Annotated in this window: 14 protein-coding genes; 6 read left to right on the top strand and 8 right to left on the bottom strand. The window is 35.7% G+C overall.

The window, feature by feature from the left end; translation table 11 throughout:
• Position 1: 1 nt before the first annotated feature.
• Both PHI38_RS01565 and PHI38_RS01560 read right to left on the bottom strand, forming a co-directional pair.
• On the bottom strand, positions 2-1,282 hold the full coding sequence (locus PHI38_RS01565; RefSeq protein WP_299851831.1) for a hypothetical protein: 1,281 nt from the start codon (positions 1,280-1,282) through the stop codon (positions 2-4).
• A 202-nt stretch (positions 1,283-1,484) separates the two neighbouring features.
• Positions 1,485-1,751 carry a hypothetical protein gene (locus PHI38_RS01560; RefSeq protein ID WP_299851828.1) on the bottom strand — a complete coding sequence of 89 codons (267 nt, stop codon included), beginning with the start codon at positions 1,749-1,751 and terminating at the stop codon, positions 1,485-1,487.
• Between the two features lie 200 nt (positions 1,752-1,951).
• Between PHI38_RS01560 and PHI38_RS01555 the strand changes: the two genes are divergently transcribed.
• A complete protein-coding gene (locus tag PHI38_RS01555) occupies positions 1,952-2,938 on the top strand; it encodes a diaminopimelate dehydrogenase (protein ID WP_299851825.1) in 987 nt (328 codons plus the stop codon).
• A gap of 50 nt (positions 2,939-2,988) precedes the next feature.
• Here PHI38_RS01555 and ppsA read toward each other — a convergent pair whose 3' ends face one another.
• Positions 2,989-5,376 carry a phosphoenolpyruvate synthase gene (gene ppsA / locus PHI38_RS01550; protein WP_299851822.1) on the bottom strand — a complete coding sequence of 796 codons (2,388 nt, stop codon included), beginning with the start codon at positions 5,374-5,376 and terminating at the stop codon, positions 2,989-2,991.
• 112 nt (positions 5,377-5,488) lie between these two features.
• Between ppsA and PHI38_RS01545 the strand changes: the two genes are divergently transcribed.
• From PHI38_RS01545 to PHI38_RS01530, 4 genes are all read left to right on the top strand, one after another.
• Complete coding sequence (locus tag PHI38_RS01545) at positions 5,489-5,788, top strand: hypothetical protein (RefSeq protein WP_299851820.1); 300 nt, start codon at positions 5,489-5,491, stop codon at positions 5,786-5,788.
• 111 nt (positions 5,789-5,899) lie between these two features.
• Positions 5,900-6,784 carry a sulfurtransferase gene (locus tag PHI38_RS01540; protein ID WP_299851817.1) on the top strand — a complete coding sequence of 295 codons (885 nt, stop codon included), beginning with the start codon at positions 5,900-5,902 and terminating at the stop codon, positions 6,782-6,784.
• 108 nt (positions 6,785-6,892) lie between these two features.
• Positions 6,893-8,971, top strand: coding sequence for a phosphate acetyltransferase (pta, locus tag PHI38_RS01535; RefSeq protein WP_299851814.1), 2,079 nt, complete (start codon positions 6,893-6,895; stop codon positions 8,969-8,971).
• The gene (locus PHI38_RS01530) at positions 8,968-10,140 is read left to right on the top strand and encodes an acetate/propionate family kinase (protein WP_299851811.1); all 1,173 of its coding nucleotides are present in this window, start codon (positions 8,968-8,970) and stop codon (positions 10,138-10,140) included. Before pta ends, PHI38_RS01530 begins: the two co-directional genes overlap by 4 nt.
• Here PHI38_RS01530 and PHI38_RS01525 read toward each other — a convergent pair.
• From PHI38_RS01525 to PHI38_RS01505, 5 genes are all read right to left on the bottom strand, one after another.
• Complete coding sequence (locus PHI38_RS01525) at positions 10,137-10,490, bottom strand: hypothetical protein (protein ID WP_299851808.1); 354 nt, start codon at positions 10,488-10,490, stop codon at positions 10,137-10,139. The two genes, PHI38_RS01530 and PHI38_RS01525, sit on opposite strands and share 4 nt — an antisense overlap.
• Positions 10,491-10,599: 109 nt before the next feature.
• Positions 10,600-13,665 (bottom strand): CusA/CzcA family heavy metal efflux RND transporter, encoded by a 3,066-nt coding sequence (locus PHI38_RS01520; RefSeq protein WP_299851805.1) that lies wholly within the window; start codon positions 13,663-13,665, stop codon positions 10,600-10,602.
• Positions 13,658-14,716 (bottom strand): efflux RND transporter periplasmic adaptor subunit, encoded by a 1,059-nt coding sequence (locus PHI38_RS01515; protein ID WP_299851803.1) that lies wholly within the window; start codon positions 14,714-14,716, stop codon positions 13,658-13,660. The genes PHI38_RS01520 and PHI38_RS01515 overlap by 8 nt, the downstream gene beginning before the upstream one ends.
• Entirely contained in the window at positions 14,713-15,894 is a 1,182-nt protein-coding gene (locus PHI38_RS01510; RefSeq protein WP_299851800.1) for a TolC family protein, read from the bottom strand. Before PHI38_RS01510 ends, PHI38_RS01515 begins: the two co-directional genes overlap by 4 nt.
• A gap of 41 nt (positions 15,895-15,935) precedes the next feature.
• Complete coding sequence (locus PHI38_RS01505) at positions 15,936-16,160, bottom strand: hypothetical protein (RefSeq protein ID WP_299851798.1); 225 nt, start codon at positions 16,158-16,160, stop codon at positions 15,936-15,938.
• 434 nt (positions 16,161-16,594) lie between these two features.
• Here PHI38_RS01505 and PHI38_RS01500 point away from each other — a divergent pair.
• A partial coding sequence (locus PHI38_RS01500; protein WP_299851795.1) for a tyrosine-type recombinase/integrase occupies positions 16,595-17,433 on the top strand: 839 nt, incomplete at its 3' end.

Here is a 17,433-nt window from a genome sequence, read left to right as displayed (position 1 = left end):
CTTAGAATGAGTGTGCTGCGTGCGCACCGATTGAGATGTTTGCCTGTAAAATTATCGTGTCTATTTTCTTTCTCTCTCCATCTTCATCAAACATTGCATTATTACGGCTGTATTGAAGTCTAAATCTCGCAAATTCACTTGTGTGGTACTCTACCATTGCTGTGTATTTGTCTAGTCCATCTGGTTGCTCTATTGTTACACCATTTTCAATAACATCATTTTGAAGTATTGTGTCATATCTCACACCCATTCTCCAGTTTTTATCATGTGTATAGATAAGTTGTGAGTATAACCCGCTCTGTTTTTTAAGCATTGTTGGAGATATAAATACGCCCAAACTATTATTAGCGTACTCTATACCATCTAGCTCTCTTGCAAGAAACTCACTCTGCCATTTGATAGAACTATAAGAATCAAGTGCATGTAAGATAACCAAGTCAGCGCCATATAGTTTTGCATCACCACTAAATACAGTTGGTTCTTCATCAACGCTGTGATCTATCATAGAGTCACCTTGTGCATAAGAGATTCCTCCTAGTATTGTAGTGTCTCCAATATCATGTGATGCTTTTATATATCCAACATAAAGGCCAGCGCCATCACTCGCTTCGGCAGTTTGTGGAATAGCTAGTGGGTTTATTACAGTCAAATCAACGCTCTGATTTCCAAACATCTGCTCATTTTCACCTTGCAAAATCTCAAAACCAGCCATTAAGTAAAATGGTGTTGGAGCAGTCCATTGGATTTGAGCTCCCGTTTCATTGATACCGTGCATGCCTAAAAACGACTCATAAACAAGTGGCATATCTGCAAAATCCCAAGTATGGTGATGTTGCTCATTTAGATATCCAAAGTTTGAGTTAAACTTTCCACCCTTTACTTTTGTACCATAACCTAGAGCATTTGAAGTAAAAAACAGCTCCTCTATCTCAACACCATTCTCTGAGAAGTGAAATATGCCATCCATTGTAAAAAATGGATCAACTGAGCTTGAGAGAACTAGTTCTGCATAGTTGAGATTAAATCCATTATCTACATTATAAGTTGCATGGTTGTCATCTCCATGAGAGTGAGAGCCAAGCAGACCATGAACTACACCGGGAACTGCAAGGTGTTTAACATCAGCATCTTTTACATTTCTATCAACATAAGAAGCATCCATAATAAGTGATATATCTGGGATAAACTTTGACTGATCAAAAGTTCTTTTTTCCGCAGGAAGCACATCTAAACCATAAACTAAAGCCGTGCATAGTGCACTTGATAATAATATTTTTTTCATAATTTTCTCTTGTTATTATTTTTATACAACAAAACGAACCCGTCCGTTTTGCTGGAGGGACTAAAGTCCCTTCTATCCCCCTAAAGCTTCAAAAAAATAGATTTTTTGAGATATATGAGATTTGCCATATTGTTATTAAACAAAACAACACATCCTTTTTTGAAAGATATGAGGTTTTTTATTTTATTTTATTTTATTTGGTTTAGGATAGTTTTGGAGGGGCTCTGTTTTGGTTTGATTTTGCTTGAGTGTGAATATAAGAGATTGGGGCTGTATGAGCAATGGCTTCAAAATGAAAAAGTTCAACATTCTCTGCAGAGATAACTGCATCATCTGACACTAAGTTATGATTTACTGAACATATCAGACAGGTTGCACCATCGTTATGCTGTATGTGCTCTACTTCATGAATAGCAGCAAAGCTAGTAACAATTGCAAAGAGTATTGAGAGCAATATATTTAATTTCATAGCCGCAATTCTATCATAAGTTACTAACTAAAAAATGAAAAACGTCTTTAAAAGAGTGCTAGAAGCAACATAATCCTCTGTATTTATTGAAATATTTATCTTCTTAAGTGCTATAAAATATTTCAAGTTGTAAGATACTCATCTACTTTTTTGTCAAATAAATCTTACAAAAAACTATATTTTATTCATGGGGAATTTATATGAAAAATCAAATCAAAATTGCAATTGCAGGCTATGGAAATTTAGGCAGAGGGGTTGAGCACTCTATCTTAAAAAACCCAGATATGAAACTTGTCGGGGTTTTCTCAAGAAGAGACCCAAAAAGTTTAAAAACTCTTTGTGGGGATACAAAAGTTTTCTCAATTGATAATATTTTAGATTTTAAAGACGAGATTGACGTTTTAATCCTTTGCGGCGGTTCAAAAGATGACCTGCCTATACAAGGTCCAGAGTTCTCAAAAAACTTCAATATCGTAGATAGTTTTGATACACACGCAAAGATTCCAGAGTATTTTTCAAGTGTAGATAAACCCTCACGTGAAAACAACAAAGTAGCTATGATAGCTATAGGATGGGATCCGGGGATGTTTTCTATAAATAGAGTTTATTCAGAAGCACTTCTGCCAGATGGAGATACTTATACATTTTGGGGTAAAGGTCTTAGCCAAGGGCACTCTGACGCTATTAGAAGAGTTGAGGGTGTGAAAAATGGTGTCCAATATACTCTTCCATCTTCTGATGCAATAGAGATGGTGAGAAGTGGTGCTAGACCGACGCTCTCTACAAAACAAAAGCATACAAGAGAGTGTTTTGTTGTTTTAAAAGATGGAGTTGATGCTACGCGTGTAGAAAATGAGATAAAAAATATGCCAAACTACTTTGAGCCTTATGATACAACTATACATTTTATAAGTGAAGAAGAGCTACAAAGGAACCATAACAAAATGCCACATGGTGGATTTGTAATCAGAAGTGGAAGTTCAAGCAAAGAGAATAATCAGGTAATTGAGTATGCAATAAAACTTGATAGCAACCCAGAGTTTACAGCAAGTGTGTTAGTTGCTTATGCAAGAGCTACTTATAGATTAAGTAAAAGTGGAGATTTTGGAGCAAAAACTGCCTTTGATGTGGCTCCAGGACTTTTATCTATCAAATCAGCTGAGGCGCTTAGAGAAGAACTTTTATAGATTTTACTAAGCTAGAGAAAAAGAGGCGCTTTTTTTGGCGCTTCTTTTTGCTAAGCCTTTAGATTCCTTTTCTCAGAGTTACTTACAACACCATACATTTTAAAGATAGAGTCAGGATTTAGCGATATCGAATCGATGTTGTTTTGAACTAAGAACTCTGTTATCTCAGGGTAGTCTGATGGTGCTTGACCGCAGATTCCTATGTATTTTCCTTTATGCTTACACGCTTCTATCGCCATTTGCAACATTCGCTTTACAGCTTCATCTCTCTCATCAAATATTTGAGATATTTTTGCACTCTCACGATCAACGCCAAGAGTTAGCTGTGTCAAATCGTTTGAACCGATAGAGTAACCATCAAAAATCTCTAAAAACTTATCTGCTAAGATAACATTGGATGGTATTTCACACATAGCGTAGATCTCAAGTCCATTTTTTCCTTGAGTTAGCCCTTGTTTATTCATAATCTCGATTACTTTTTTTCCCTCATCAGGAGTTCTTACAAAAGGGAGCATTATTTTTATATTATCAAGTCCCATATCATCACGTACTCTCTTTAGTGCTGCACACTCCCACTCAAAGGCCTCTTTATAGCTCTCATCATAGTAACGACTAGCTCCTCTAAAGCCAAGCATAGGGTTTTCTTCAAGCGCTTCGTACTCCGCTCCACCGAGCATATTACGGTACTCATTACTCTTAAAATCACTTGTTCGTATAATCACAGGCCTTGGATAAAAAGCCGCTGCAATCATACTCACACCCTCGCTGATTTTTTCTAAGAAGAACTCTTTTGCATCACTGTAAGGAGTCATGAAAGAGATGATTTTATCTTGTTCTTTTACCTTTTTACCTTTTTTCATATCGACTAATGCCATTGGATGAGCTTTGATTGAGTTGCTCATAATAAACTCCATTCTAGCCAGTCCCACACCATCGTTTGGCATTTTTGCAACTTTAAACGCTTCTGCAGGATTTCCTATGTTTACAAAGAGTTTTGTTTTAGTAGGTTTGAACTCATCCATATCAATGCTTTTGATTGTGTACTCTAACTCTCCATCATAAACAAATCCCTCATCACCCTGCGCACAACTAACAGTTACACCTTGTCCATCTTTTAAAACTGTTGTGGCATTTGAGCACCCAACAACTGCCGCAACGCCTATCTCTCTTGCAACAATGGCCGCATGGCAAGTCCTGCTTCCACGGTTTGTTATAACTGCTGAAGCTTTTTTCATAATAGGCTCCCAGTCAGGATTTGTTGTGTCTGCAACTAAAATATCGCCACTTTTAAAGCGCGAAAATTCAGAGGTATCGTTGATGATAGTTACTTTTCCACTTCCAATCTTCTCACCTACAGCTCGCCCTGAAGTTAAAACCTTCAAATTTTTGTTGCTCACAAGGGAGTACTTCTCACTCTTCGTACTACCACTTTCTCTACTTTTTACAGTCTCTGGTCTTGCTTGAACAATGTAGAGTTTGCCATCACGGCCATCTTTAGCCCACTCTATATCCATTGCTCTTTTGTAATGCTCTTCAATGATTAGAGCTTGTCGTGCTAGTTCTATGGCTTCTTTGTCATTTATTGAAAAGCTATTTTGCTCACTCTGTGAGGTTGCTACGTTTAGCGTGCGTGATTTTTCATCATAGAGCATCTTCTCTTTTTTACTTCCTAAAGAGCGTTTTAAAATAGTGTTTATCCCGCGCTTTAGAGTTGGTTTAAATATAAAAAACTCATCAGCATTTACTCTCCCGCTAACTACATTCTCTCCAAGCCCCCAGATAGAGTTTATCAGGATTAGATTCTCAGAGCCGCTCTCTGTATCTATTGTAAATATTATTCCACTTGATGATGTATCACTTCTTACCATCTTTTGTACACCAACTGAGAGAGCAACTTTGAAGTGATCAAAACCTCTACTTGTTCGGTAGCTTATGGCTCTATCTGTAAAGAGTGAAGCAAAACACTTTAGAGTGCTACTGAGTAACTCCTCATAAGAGGCTACATTTAAAAAGGTCTCTTGCTGACCTGCAAAAGAGGCATCTGGTAAATCTTCTGCTGTTCCTGATGAGCGAACTGCTACATCAATATTTTGTGAATTGTATTCGTTTGAGAGTCTTTTATATGCCTCTTCAAGCTCTTTTACAAGGGCTTTTGGAAGAGTTGATGAGAGGATTAGGTTTCTTACTTTTAAACCTCTTTGTTGAAGATTGGTTGTATCTGTAATATCTAAGCCATTGAGGATATTTTTAATCTCATCTTTTATGCCATTTTCTTCTAAAAGAAGCCAGTAAGCATCACTTGTCGTAGCAAATCCATTAGAAATTGTGACACCCTTTGGCGTGAGCTTTTGGTACATCTCTCCAAGTGAAGCATTCTTTCCGCCAACTATTGCAATATCACCTATATTTAACTCATTAAAAAATCGTATATATTTCATGGAGGTCCTTTTCTTCGGATAATATCTCATATGGTAACATAAATTTTAATTGCTATTGTGTTAGACTATGTTAAATTTTTTTAGAGATATATATCTGATTTGGAGTCATTTAATGAGACGATTACTGCTTTTGTGTGCGTTATTATTATCGTTGTTTTTATCTGGGTGTTCTAGTAAAGAAGAGGGGCCAAAGCCTATTGAAAAATCATACTTTTACTTTAGTGGAAAAGCTAAGGATGTAAAAATTAGTATAGATAATGGTGTTAAATTTGGGGTAATTGCTTCAAAAAAGAGTGTCTACTCTATTGACGCAGGGGAGCATGTGATGGAGATATATAGAAACAATCAGATGATACTAAAATATGAGTTTGTTTTTGAGAAAGATAAAGTAAAAGAGATAGTGCTTCAATAAAAACCTTTTTATCAAGATGAAAGATAGCTAAAAGAAAAAAAGTACCTTTTAATAACATATCTTATAAAGAACATATCCATATAATGATAGAAATTTTATTAAAGGTATAACATGAAAAAAGTACTGCTTTCTTTATCTATTGCAATTGGCGCATTCGCGATGGAGCCAATTGTAAGTGTTGATTGGTTAAGTAAAAATCTAGACAATAAAAATCTGCGTATAGTTGAGGTCTCCTCAGAGGAGAGCTACGTTCTTTCTCATATCCCAAATGCAACTCACACAACAATAGCTAAGTGGCGTGGCGACAATGGTACTTACGCACTTCTAAAAGAGTTAGATGTTATAGAAAAAGAGATACGCTCTCACAACATAGATAAAAATACACAAGTAGTTATCTATGCAGATATCCTCTCTCCTATAGACTTTTTAAAAACAAGTTATATTTTTTGGGCACTTCATTATGTTGGTGTAGAAAAGGTAGCGCTTCTTGATGGTGGAAAACAGGCTTGGAGTAAAGCAAAAGGTACACTAACACAAAAAGAGACAACTCTTAAAGAGAGTGATTTTAAAGCAGTAGCAAATCCAAAACTCATAGCTTCAAAAGATTATGTGTTAAAAAATCTTGGAAAAATTCCAATGGTTGATGCAAGACCAGGGGATAACTATCTAGGAATTACCCCGACAAATGGTGTAAAAAGAGATGGACATATCAAGGGTGCGATGAGTTATTCGTGGAACTACTCTGTAAATCAAGATTATATGTTAAAAGATAAAAGCAAACTTGATGCGCTCTTTAGCGATGGATATAATCTTGATAAAAACAAAGAGGTACTAGTTTATTGTACTGGTGGTCTTGAAGCGTCTTACAACTACTTTGTATTAGCTGGCGTTTTAGGATACAAGAACATACGACTTTATGATGCTTCTATGAAAGAGTGGGGAAATACTGATACTACTCCTATGACAAAGTATAAGTATGAAAACTTTAAAAAGTAAAATCCACTTTTTCTCTTAAAAAGCCTCAAGCGCCCTTCTTCTTTTTCTGATATAATAATTTATCAGGGCGCGGCTATTAGCCGCACTTATTAGAGGGGCGTTTTTTTCATGAAGGTACAATCACTATATATCTCAGCACTACACAAAAACGTAGGCTCTCTTTTTATAACCATGGGAATCATGGAAATACTAAAGACAAAGATAGACAAAGTTGCCTTCTTCCGCCCCATCATCTTTGATAAAAATATAAAAGATAAAGATATAGAGTTTATCTCACAAAAATATAAACTAGATATGAGTTATGAAGAGTGTTATGGATTTGACCTTGGTGAGGTTGAATCTATTATCGCCTCAAAGGGTCTAGATGAGCTTATAACCCAGCTCTTTGAGAAGTTTAAAAAACTCCAAGAGCGTTATGAGTTTATACTTTGTGAGGGTATCGCTCGCTCTTTATTTACATCAAATTCAAATCAAAACATAAATGCACTTCTTGCCCAAAACTTTGGCTCATCCATCATAAGCATCTTTAGCGCAAAAGAGCGCTCATCTCAAGAGATATATGAAGATATCTCCATAGAAAAACAAAACCTTCTAGCTTTAGATATCCCTTGTTTTAGTATGTTTGTTAGTAGAGTTGATGAGAAAAATTTCCCAGAGTTAGAAAATAAGCTCAAAGAGTACTCGCCAAATATCTCCTTCTTAAAAGAGCTCCCAGAGCTTGATGTACTTACTTTAGAGGATATCACGGAGACTCTTGAGGCTAAAAAAATAGTTTTTTCGCAAAATGACAATGTAAGGGCAGTGCGCGGTTTTGTAGTAGCTTCTTTAGGAGTTGATGAGTTTTTGCAGGAGATAAAAGAGGATGCTTTGGTTATAGTTGATGCAAAGAGATCAGATATTATCCTAGCCCTTATTGCCTCATTTTACTCAAAAGAGTATCCAAAAATAAGTGCGGTACTTTTTGTGGGTGATTCAGAGCTTAGCCAAAGCCTCAAAAAGATTATTTTAGGGCTTCATGAGTATAAGATTCCATTTTTAAGTATAGAGGACGATGCATTTGAGAGCGTAAAAAAATTGCTTCAAGTATATCCACGTCTTAGGGTAAACAGTGAGCGCAAGATTGCCCTAGCTCTTGGACTCTTTAGTGCAAGTATAGATATGGCTGCTTTTGAGCAGAAGATAAAAGTACAAAAGAGTGATGTAATGACACCCATAATGTTTCAATACAAACTCTTTGAGATGGCGCGTAAAAAGAAGAAAAATATAGTTCTACCAGAGAGTAGCGATGAGAGGATTTTAAGAGCTGCTGAGATAGTTCTTCGCCGCGATGTAGCCGATATTACCCTCTTGGGTAAAGCAGATGAGATACGCGAACACTCTTTAAAGCTCGGCCTTGATATTAGTAAAGCAACAATAATAGAGCATGAAAAGTCAGAACTTCTAGAGGAGTTTTGCCACTCTTTTTATGAGATGAGAAAACATAAAGGCATAACACTTGAAGCTTCAAGAGATACCATGATTCACTCAACGTACTTTGCAACGATGATGGTGCATTTAGGATATGCTGATGGTATGGTAAGTGGAGCACTCCACTCAAGCGCAGATACTATAAGACCTTCCCTTCAAATCATAAAAACAACACCAGATGTTGAGTTAGTATCAAGCATCTTTTTTATGTGCCTTAAAACTAAAGTTCTGATTTATGGCGATTGCGCCCTTAATCAAAATCCAAACGCAAAAGAACTGGCTCAAATAGCGATATCGAGTGCGGATACAGCTTGGCTTTTTGATATTGTGCCAAAGGTAGCGATGCTTTCTTACTCAACTGGAGAGAGTGGAAGTGGCGTGGATGTCGATAAGGTAAGAGAAGCGACGATGATAGTGAAATCTCTAAGAAGCGATCTTGAAGTAGATGGTCCCTTGCAGTATGACGCAGCAGTAGATAAAAGTGTAGCTTCCATAAAACTTCCAAACTCAAAAGTAGCGGGAGAGGCGAGTGTCTTTATATTTCCAGACTTAAATACAGGAAACAATACCTACAAAGCAGTGCAGCGCTCAAGCGGAGCTTTGGCAATTGGGCCGATTTTACAAGGGCTTAAAAAACCTATAAACGATTTGAGTCGTGGATGCACCGTTGATGATGTGCTAAATACTATCTTGATAACCGCAATACAGGCAAATATATGAAGATAGCAGTTATTAACTCTGGAAGTTCATCTATAAAATTCAAACTCTACCTTATGCCACAAAGTGAAGTTTTAGCGCATATACATATAGAGAAAATCTCTGAGGGGTCATCAAAAACCACTTTTAAGTACAAAGATAAGACAAAAGTGTTTAACGATAAAATAGACACTCATGATAAAGGCTTAAGTTTTATAGATGACATTTTAAAAGAGTACAAAATCATAGAAGATTTCTCATCATTTGACGCTATTGCACATAGAGTTGTTCACGGCGGTGACTTTTTTAAGAGTGCTACTCTAATTGATGAAAACTTGATTTACAAAATAAAGAAGCTGATTCCACTCTCTGTACTTCATAACAAAGCAAACGTGGAAGGTATTTTGATAAGCCTCCAAAAAGCTCCAAATGTTCCTCAAATCGCAGTTTTTGATACCTCTTTTCATGCAAGCCTACCAAAAGAAGCATATCTCTACGCTCTACCTTATGAGCTTTATAAAGAGCACAATATTAGAAGATTTGGCTTTCATGGGATATCTCACTCTTATGTTATGAAAAAAGTAGCCCATTTGATGCGAAAAAGTCCACATGAGCTAAATATCATAACACTTCATCTAGGAAACGGCTCAAGTGCATGCGCCATACAAAACGGTAAAAGTATAGATACCTCTATGGGATTTACGCCACTTGAAGGGCTTATCATGGGCAGCAGAAGCGGAGATATAGACCCTCAAATAGTTATCTATCTTCAAAAAGAGTTGGGTTATAGCGCCGATGAGGTAGAAGAGATTTTAAACAAACGCTCTGGGCTTATAGGGATTTGCGGCGAGATTGATTTAAGAGAGATAATGCAAAGAGATGATGAACTCTCCCATATAGCTATAGAGATGATGGTAAGAAGAGTAAAGAAGTATATAGGCTCATATATGGCACTTCTTGGAAGAGTTGATGCTATAGCTTTTTGCGCTGGAATAGGTGAAAACTCTCCTACCATAAGGGCTAAGATAGTTAAAAATCTTGAACTTTTTGGGATAGAGTTAGATGATAGGGCAAATGAAGAGAACCTAATAAAAATCTCAAAACAAACAAGTAAAATAGAGCTTTTTGTTATAAAAACAGACGAAGAGTTAGAGATGGCGCTAGAAGCTAACGCTCTACTAAGAGAGGATTAGTCTTTTATAAATTCAGAGCCTCTTTGTGTTAGTACAAGTGTTAGTCCATCATCTTGAACGTCTACAAAGCCGTTGTTTATAAGTTCATCCATAGCTTTTTTTAGTGCATCGTTTTGCTTGGCATCTAACTTTGCTATAACGTTGCTAACAACATCTTCTTTGCTCATAATCTGACCTACGCTATTGCGCTTTTTAAACCACTGAAAAAACATCTCTTTGACCTCATTTTTTGGAGCGCTATCTAAAGGTTTATCTTTTGGAAATTTTTTAATTGTTCTGCTGGGATTAGTTCTGCTCTGGTTTGTTTTACTCTTATTAGTTCTAGTTTGATTTTTTTCTGATGGTTTCATTTTTTTACTTTGTTATTAATTTTATGTTGTGCGTATTTTACCAAAAGTTCTTAGAGTTTATACGCTCTAAAGTGACTATAAACTTTTTGTTAATAGTCACTCATAGCTTTTAAAATTTTTTTGCTACAAATTTATGATACAAGATTGGCAAAAGAACTAGAGTTAAAAAGGTTGATGATATTAAACCATTTATGATAACTATAGCTAAAGGTTTTTGTATCTCAGAGCCTGGTCCTGTTGCAAATAGCATCGGGATAAGGGCTAGAGCTGCTATTGAAGCCGTCATTAAAACAGGTCTGAGTCTTCTAAGTGAGCCTTGAATCACAAGCTCTTTTGAGTCTTGTATAGTTCCTTTGAGCTTGTTAAAGTACTCTAACATCACGACTCCATTTAAAACAGCAATCCCCATCAGTGCAATAAAACCAACGCTAGCAGGCACACTCATGTACTCCCCAGTATAGTAAAGTCCAAAAACTCCACCAATAAGGGCAAAAGGTATATTTAACAAGACTAATAAAGCTTGCAATGATGATTTAAATGTCACAAAAAGCAAGATAAAAACAAGAGCAATACTCAGAGGAATTACTATAGATAGACGCTTTGATGCTCTTTGTTGGTTTTGATACTCTCCTGCGTAGTCTATATAATATCCTTGAGGAAGTTCTAACTTTGAGTCTATTTCAGAGCTAATCTCGTTAACAAAACTAACTAAGTCTCGCCCTACTACATTGGTTTGCACAAGACTTTTTCTCAAAGAGTTCTCATGATTAATCTGCACTGGACCTTGCGTCATTTTAAACTCTAAGAGTTCATTTATCTCTATGCTCTCTCCACTAGGGAGCACATACTGCAAGTTCATGTTTTTGCTCATAGTTGTTTGAAGAGTTTTATCACCCTTTATCATCAAAGGAATTCGTCTTAACTCTTCTTGGATTATCCCTACTTCTATCCCATCAACACTAGCCTTTAGATAGTTAGATAGTTCATCTTTACTTACACCATGCCTTGCCATTGCTTCATTTTTAAATTCAATCTCGAGGTAAGCAACTCCCTCGTTTGCTTTTTTGTAAACATCACTACTCCCTCTAATGGACTCTACAATTTTTACTACTTGTTTTGCTATCTCTTCGAGCTTTGTACTGTCTCCGCCATAGATATTTACAACTATATCCCCTCTTGAGCCACTGAGCATCTCTGAGACCCGCATAGCTATGGGTTGAGTAAAGCTATACTCAATGCCTACAAACTCATCTAAAACTCTTCTAAACTCATCAAGAAGCCACTCATTAGATGGAACTCTCCACTCATCCTTTGGCTTTAAAACCAAAAAGGTATCTGTATCGTTTAATCCCATAGGATCAAGTCCTATCTCATCACTACCACCACGAGCCACAATAGAGAGGATTTCTGGAACTTCTCGCATAAGTGCTTGTTGTATTTTTAAGTCAATATCACGGCTTGCATTAAGCGAAATAGATGGGTTTTTCTCTATACCGATGATTACATTTCCCTCATCAAGGGTTGGCATAAACGTCTTTCCAACACCCATGTAAGCGATAACTGCAACTATCCATAAAGCTCCAACTGCTACAAAGATGCTTTTTTGATTAGATAGTGAGTATCTTAGTATCTTCTCATATCTTTTTTGTAAAAATGTCATCAAAGCTACCGGTTTATGTGGAGTCTTTTTTAGTACATAAAAACTAACAACAGGGATAAAACTAAGCGCTAAGATAAGAGATGACGTAAGCGCGAAAACTATACTAAGAGCCACGGGAACAAATAATTTTCCTTCTAAACCTTCTAGCGTTAAGAGTGGTAAAAAAACTATGATGATGATTAGTATTCCTGTAAAGACTGGTGTTGCTACCTCTTTTGCAGAGCTCATAACTAAACTTAGTTTTGATTCATCTTTATACTTCTCATCTTCTAAATGTTCGGCTATATTCTCAACCATAACAACCCCAGCATCAACTAGCATACCAATAGCAATAGCAAGCCCGCCAAGGCTCATAAGATTTGCGCTGATACCAAAGTAGCTCATAGCTATAAAGGTCATCATTGCGGCAAACGGTAAGATTATCGCTACACTAAAAGCTGATGCAAAGCTTCCCAAAAATAGGTACAAAACTATCAATATAAGCGCCATGGCTTCTAAAAGTGCTTTTGTAACTGTATGTATGGCTTTTGCGACTAAATCTGAGCGGTCATAAAAGATATTTAGAGTTGTACCTTCTGGTAAATCTTTTTCAATATTAGCAAGTTCAGCTTTTACCCTTTTTAAAACTCCAGAAGTATCAACCCCTTTTCTTGATAGTATCAACCCCTGAACAGCCTCTTCTTTGCCATCTTTTGTTACAAAACCGCCTCTTGTAAGCGAGCCTATAGTTACCTCGGCGATATCACTAACTCTTACATCTCTTGAGTCTTCGTTTTTAATGATAAGCGTTGAGATGTCATCAAGATTTTTGAGTCTTCCCTCTGTTCTGATAAAAAGGCTTTGCTCCCCAACAGAGAGTCTTCCTACTCCATCGTTTTTATTGTTTTTTCTAACAGCGTCCTCTAGCATCTCCATTGTAATCTTGTGAAGTTTCATCTTTGCAAAGTCAGGAGTTATTTCATAAGTCTTGACATAACCACCCAAAGCGTTGGTATCTGCAACCCCATCGATAGAGCGAATTCTTTTATTTATTACCCAGTCAAGCAGCGTTCTTTTTTGCATCAAATCAAGAGTGTCAGACTCGATAGTAAACATCAAAACTTCACCAAGTGGCGTCGTTATTGGGGCTAGCCCTCCGGTGAGATTTTCTGGGAGTATATCTTTTACTTCACTAAGCCTTTGCGCTACTTGTTGTCTTGCCCAGTAGATATCAACACCCTCTTCAAAGTCAATAGTTATATCGCAAAGTCCATACTTTGCAATAGAGCGGACTATTCTCTGGTCTGGTATGCTTTGTAAGTTTTGCTCTACTGGGATCATCACACGAGATTCCATCTCTGAGGGCGTCATCCCTGAGGCCTTTAGTATGATTTTTACTTGAGTTGGAGCGACATCAGGATATGCATCTACTGGTAGTTTGAGCATTGATGATGCACCAAAAAATAGAACTGCCACAGCCACAAGGAGAACTAAGAGCCTTTGAGAGAGTGCAAAGTTTATTAGTCTCTCACTCATCTGCATGCTCCAAAGCACTAAGAAGCGTAGAAGTTGAACTAGAAGCTAAGGAATCATTCTCATTTAGTGGTGCTTGAATGATATAACTCTGAGTGTTTTCTTTTAGTATCACAACATCCAAAGGCTCATATCCGTTTGAGACTTTTTTAAAGACGATAGTCTTGTTTTGTTCGTAAAGCAAAGCACTTTTTTCAATCTCAAAAGCGTTCTCTACACTCTTTTTTATCTTTGCAAAATAGACTCTATTTATCATGACATCTTTTGCATCTTCTATAATGGCTCTAAGCGCAACTGACTGCGTTTGTTCATTTGCTATGTTTGATATAGCAACGATTTTAGCGCTAGAGTTCTCAAAGTAGCATCTATCTCCTAAAGCTATTTTATTTGCTATATCAATAGGCACATTTAGCTCCAAATACCTCTTTGCATCAGCATAGATTTTCATCATAGTTCTGTTTGATTCTACTTTTTCTCCGATATTTATGGCTATCGCATCTACTAAACCGTCTCTTGGTGCTAAAATATTTATAGACTCTACAAGCTTATGAGTCTCTCTTACACTTCTTAGTAATGAGCCATCAAAACCACTCATTAGAAGCTCACCCTCGCTTAGCTTTACTTTTAGCGCAGAGTTTAGTTTCTCTTTTTGTGAAGCTAGTAAATTTTTTTGAGAAATGATGCCCTCAAGATATAGTTTTTCATCTCTTTGGTAGTTTTTAAGTGAGTTTTCACTCTCAATCAGAGCGTTTATATAATCCTTTTGAAGATTTAAAAGAGCGCTACTTTTTACGGATAGAAGCTTTTGTGATTTTTTTACATGCGTTAGCTTTGTAACAAATATATCTACAACAACAGAGTCAACTGCGAGCCCAACAGATATGATATCTTTTGCATCTAGTGTAACTTTTGCGTTATATGCTCCAAACTCTATGTTTGTGGCTTTTTTAACTTTTGTAGTTTTTATGCCCAAATCGTCTTGCTGTTTTTGACTCATCTCTATAGTTGCAAAAAGACTCATATAAACAAGTGTTAATAGTGATAATATTTTCATAAATTTCCTTTTATATCCGCTTTTTTATAAAATTCAAAAAGCTCATTGTAGTAATCTTTCTTAATCTCTTGAAACTCGAGAGATATTTTTGAGTATGATCTTGTAGCATCAAGATATTCTAAAACACTACTATGACCCTCCATAAGAGATTTTTTAGCCAAATCTTTTAGCTCTAAACTCATTGGTAAAACATTTTCTTCTAGTAAAACAAACTCTTCATAAAGAGTCTTTAGTTTTAGGGCAGACGTCTTTAAAGAGTTTTGTATCTCTAGTGTTAGATACTCTTTTTTAGCTATAAGTGATACATCTTTATGGAGATACTCAGCCCTTTGTATCTCTGTTTTTGAGCTTAAGAAGTCAAGTGGAACGCTAATCCCAAATGTATAGCGAGTTGTATCTAACTCTTTTTCATAAAGCAGTTCATAGCCGATAGTGCTAAAGGTTGAGTTATATACATTGTAAAAAGACTTAGCTGAGTTTTGTTCATAAGTTATCTCTTTTATAAGAGAGTGCTCATCAACGCTCTTTAGCTCTATCCCTTTTGTGATTTTTGCCAAATCATTACACTCTAACTCTTCTATATCAAGATTATCAATCATCTCTTGAAGATTTGAGAGCTCAGTTATATAGGCTCTTTTGTAAGTTGTTACACTACGCTGAGTCTTTGCTAAGTCTAGCTTATTAAAAAGTAGCTCTTTTTTTGAAATCTCTCCAAGCTCATAAGCTTTTTGTAGTTTAAAAAAGCTCTCATTTTGTTCATCATAGAGCCTTTGTAAAGAGTTGCTTATCTCTTTTGATATACAAGCTTGATGGTATTTTTTAGCTACTTCTAGAGTCAAAATATCAAGAGCATAAGATGCGCCTTGCTCTATTGCTCTGCTCTTTGCTTGTACTGCCACCACTTTACTACTGCTTGCAAAAGGATGAGCTATCTCTTGGGATATACCAACCGAGTACTCTTCTCCTTTATCGTTACTTTCATCAGCATTAGATATGCTAAGGCCTAAATATGGGGCATTATAAGAGCCAAGATATTCTGCTTGAGCGATATCAGATTTAGTCTGCTCTTTCATTGAAGTTACTCTTTTGCTCGCCTCTAATGCTTGCGTTATCTCATTTAGATTTTTTGCATATAGATTTATAGAGACAAAAAAGAGTAAAAATAGTTTTATTTTCATAGTTTTACCTTTTTTAAAATTTTAAGTTTATAAAAAAAAGTTTATAAGAGCGGTGGTCTTTGTGGAACAGGATTTGTATTTGAGCTTAGATTAAGTATGCTGCTAGAAGGTTGAGTGCTTAAGACTTTTGTCTCTATTAAAAGGTTTTGTTGAAGGTTGAAATTGAAGATATTATCGATGGCATCATGAATCTTGGTTTGCACTTCTGCCTTGTCACAAACTTTACTGCTAAGTTCGCACTTTGTATCTAAATGGAGATCTTGCACAATATAATCATGCACCATAAAAAAAACAAAAGTAAAAAGTAGTAAAGTTAAGGCTTTATTTTTAATCATCTTCATAATGGAGAAATTTTACATAAAACTTCATTATAAGAGCGTTAAGATATAAAGTAAAACGCTAACGCAAGCTAAAAACAGGGTAAATTACAGAATTTAAAGACGAATATTAAAATTATAAGATTAAGTATGAGTTGTTTGAAAATTTATTGGAGTATTTTAAATTAAAGGAGTTATAAAAAAATAGGTGGTGGACCCTCAGAGATTCGAACTCTATTTAAAAGAATTCCTTAAGTTTCTTAAAGTTGTCTATTGTCTCTTAAAGTCCCATATTTTAGGGATTTAAACCTTGTTTTTATTATATCAAGTTCGCTATACTTTTATATAGATTTTTAAATTTTGGGTAGCAATAGGGTAACAATTTGGCAAGAATAAAAAGTAAAAAATATTCAGGCGTCTATCTTAATAAACTAACAGATGGAGATATAACATACTCCATCAATTACAAAGACGCAGAAAATAAAAAAACTTGGTTCACGGTAGGTAAAAAATCAAACGGTATTACCGAGACATATGCTTACAACAAAAGAAATGAGTTTATAAATAAAATAAAACTCGGAGAAGAACCGCCAGCTGTTCTTAAGAGAAAGAAAAAAGATATAGTTTCGCTTGATAGCATTGCATTAGAGCATTATAAATCAAAAGAGAACCATAACCGTAACAATAAACTATCTAAAAGAAAGTATGAAATGCATATATCTCCATTATTGGGCAAAAAAGATATAAAAAGCATTACATCAGAAGAGATACAAAAATTACAGACTCTTAAATTAAAAGAGTTTGCTCCAAAAACTGTTAACACTATTTTGGGAGAAATGAGTGCCATTTTTAACTATGCAATCGAAAAAAATATCGCTACTCAAAATCCATTGAAAAAAATAAAATCATTAAAAGTTGATAATATAAGAGAAAGATATCTAAGTAAAGAAGAGATTTTTACTTTGCTAGATCATACTAAGCTAGATGAGCAGCTACACATATTTACACTACTTGCTTTGACTACAGGAGCTAGAGTTGGAGCAATTTGCAAGATTACACCAAGAGATATAAATTTTGTAACAAAGACCATAAGTGTGTTGGATGAGAAAAACAATGAAAAATATATAGCATTTTTAGGTAGCCAAGAGCTTGAAGAACTTTTAAAAATAAGAGTGAAAAATATAAAACTTGATACTCCTGTTTTGAAAGAAAATGAAGCAAA

Origin of the sequence: Sulfurimonas sp. (assembly GCF_028694895.1) — a bacterium.
Taxonomy (GTDB): domain Bacteria; phylum Campylobacterota; class Campylobacteria; order Campylobacterales; family Sulfurimonadaceae; genus Sulfurimonas.
The sequence above is the reverse complement of the archived record's forward strand: the minus strand, read 5'-3'. Positions and strand labels throughout refer to the sequence as shown.

What these genes read in the sequence shown, in the direction of transcription:
- PHI38_RS01565 (WP_299851831.1), bottom strand. Translation starts at nt 1,282, where the DNA reads ATGAAAAAAATATTATTATCAAGTGCACTATGCACGGCTTTAGTTTAT.
- PHI38_RS01560 (WP_299851828.1), bottom strand. Translation starts at nt 1,751, where the DNA reads ATGAAATTAAATATATTGCTCTCAATACTCTTTGCAATTGTTACTAGC.
- PHI38_RS01555 (WP_299851825.1), top strand. Translation starts at nt 1,952, where the DNA reads ATGAAAAATCAAATCAAAATTGCAATTGCAGGCTATGGAAATTTAGGC.
- ppsA (WP_299851822.1), bottom strand. Translation starts at nt 5,376, where the DNA reads ATGAAATATATACGATTTTTTAATGAGTTAAATATAGGTGATATTGCA.
- PHI38_RS01545 (WP_299851820.1), top strand. Translation starts at nt 5,489, where the DNA reads ATGAGACGATTACTGCTTTTGTGTGCGTTATTATTATCGTTGTTTTTA.
- PHI38_RS01540 (WP_299851817.1), top strand. Translation starts at nt 5,900, where the DNA reads ATGAAAAAAGTACTGCTTTCTTTATCTATTGCAATTGGCGCATTCGCG.
- pta (WP_299851814.1), top strand. Translation starts at nt 6,893, where the DNA reads ATGAAGGTACAATCACTATATATCTCAGCACTACACAAAAACGTAGGC.
- PHI38_RS01530 (WP_299851811.1), top strand. Translation starts at nt 8,968, where the DNA reads ATGAAGATAGCAGTTATTAACTCTGGAAGTTCATCTATAAAATTCAAA.
- PHI38_RS01525 (WP_299851808.1), bottom strand. Translation starts at nt 10,490, where the DNA reads ATGAAACCATCAGAAAAAAATCAAACTAGAACTAATAAGAGTAAAACA.
- PHI38_RS01520 (WP_299851805.1), bottom strand. Translation starts at nt 13,665, where the DNA reads ATGAGTGAGAGACTAATAAACTTTGCACTCTCTCAAAGGCTCTTAGTT.
- PHI38_RS01515 (WP_299851803.1), bottom strand. Translation starts at nt 14,716, where the DNA reads ATGAAAATATTATCACTATTAACACTTGTTTATATGAGTCTTTTTGCA.
- PHI38_RS01510 (WP_299851800.1), bottom strand. Translation starts at nt 15,894, where the DNA reads ATGAAAATAAAACTATTTTTACTCTTTTTTGTCTCTATAAATCTATAT.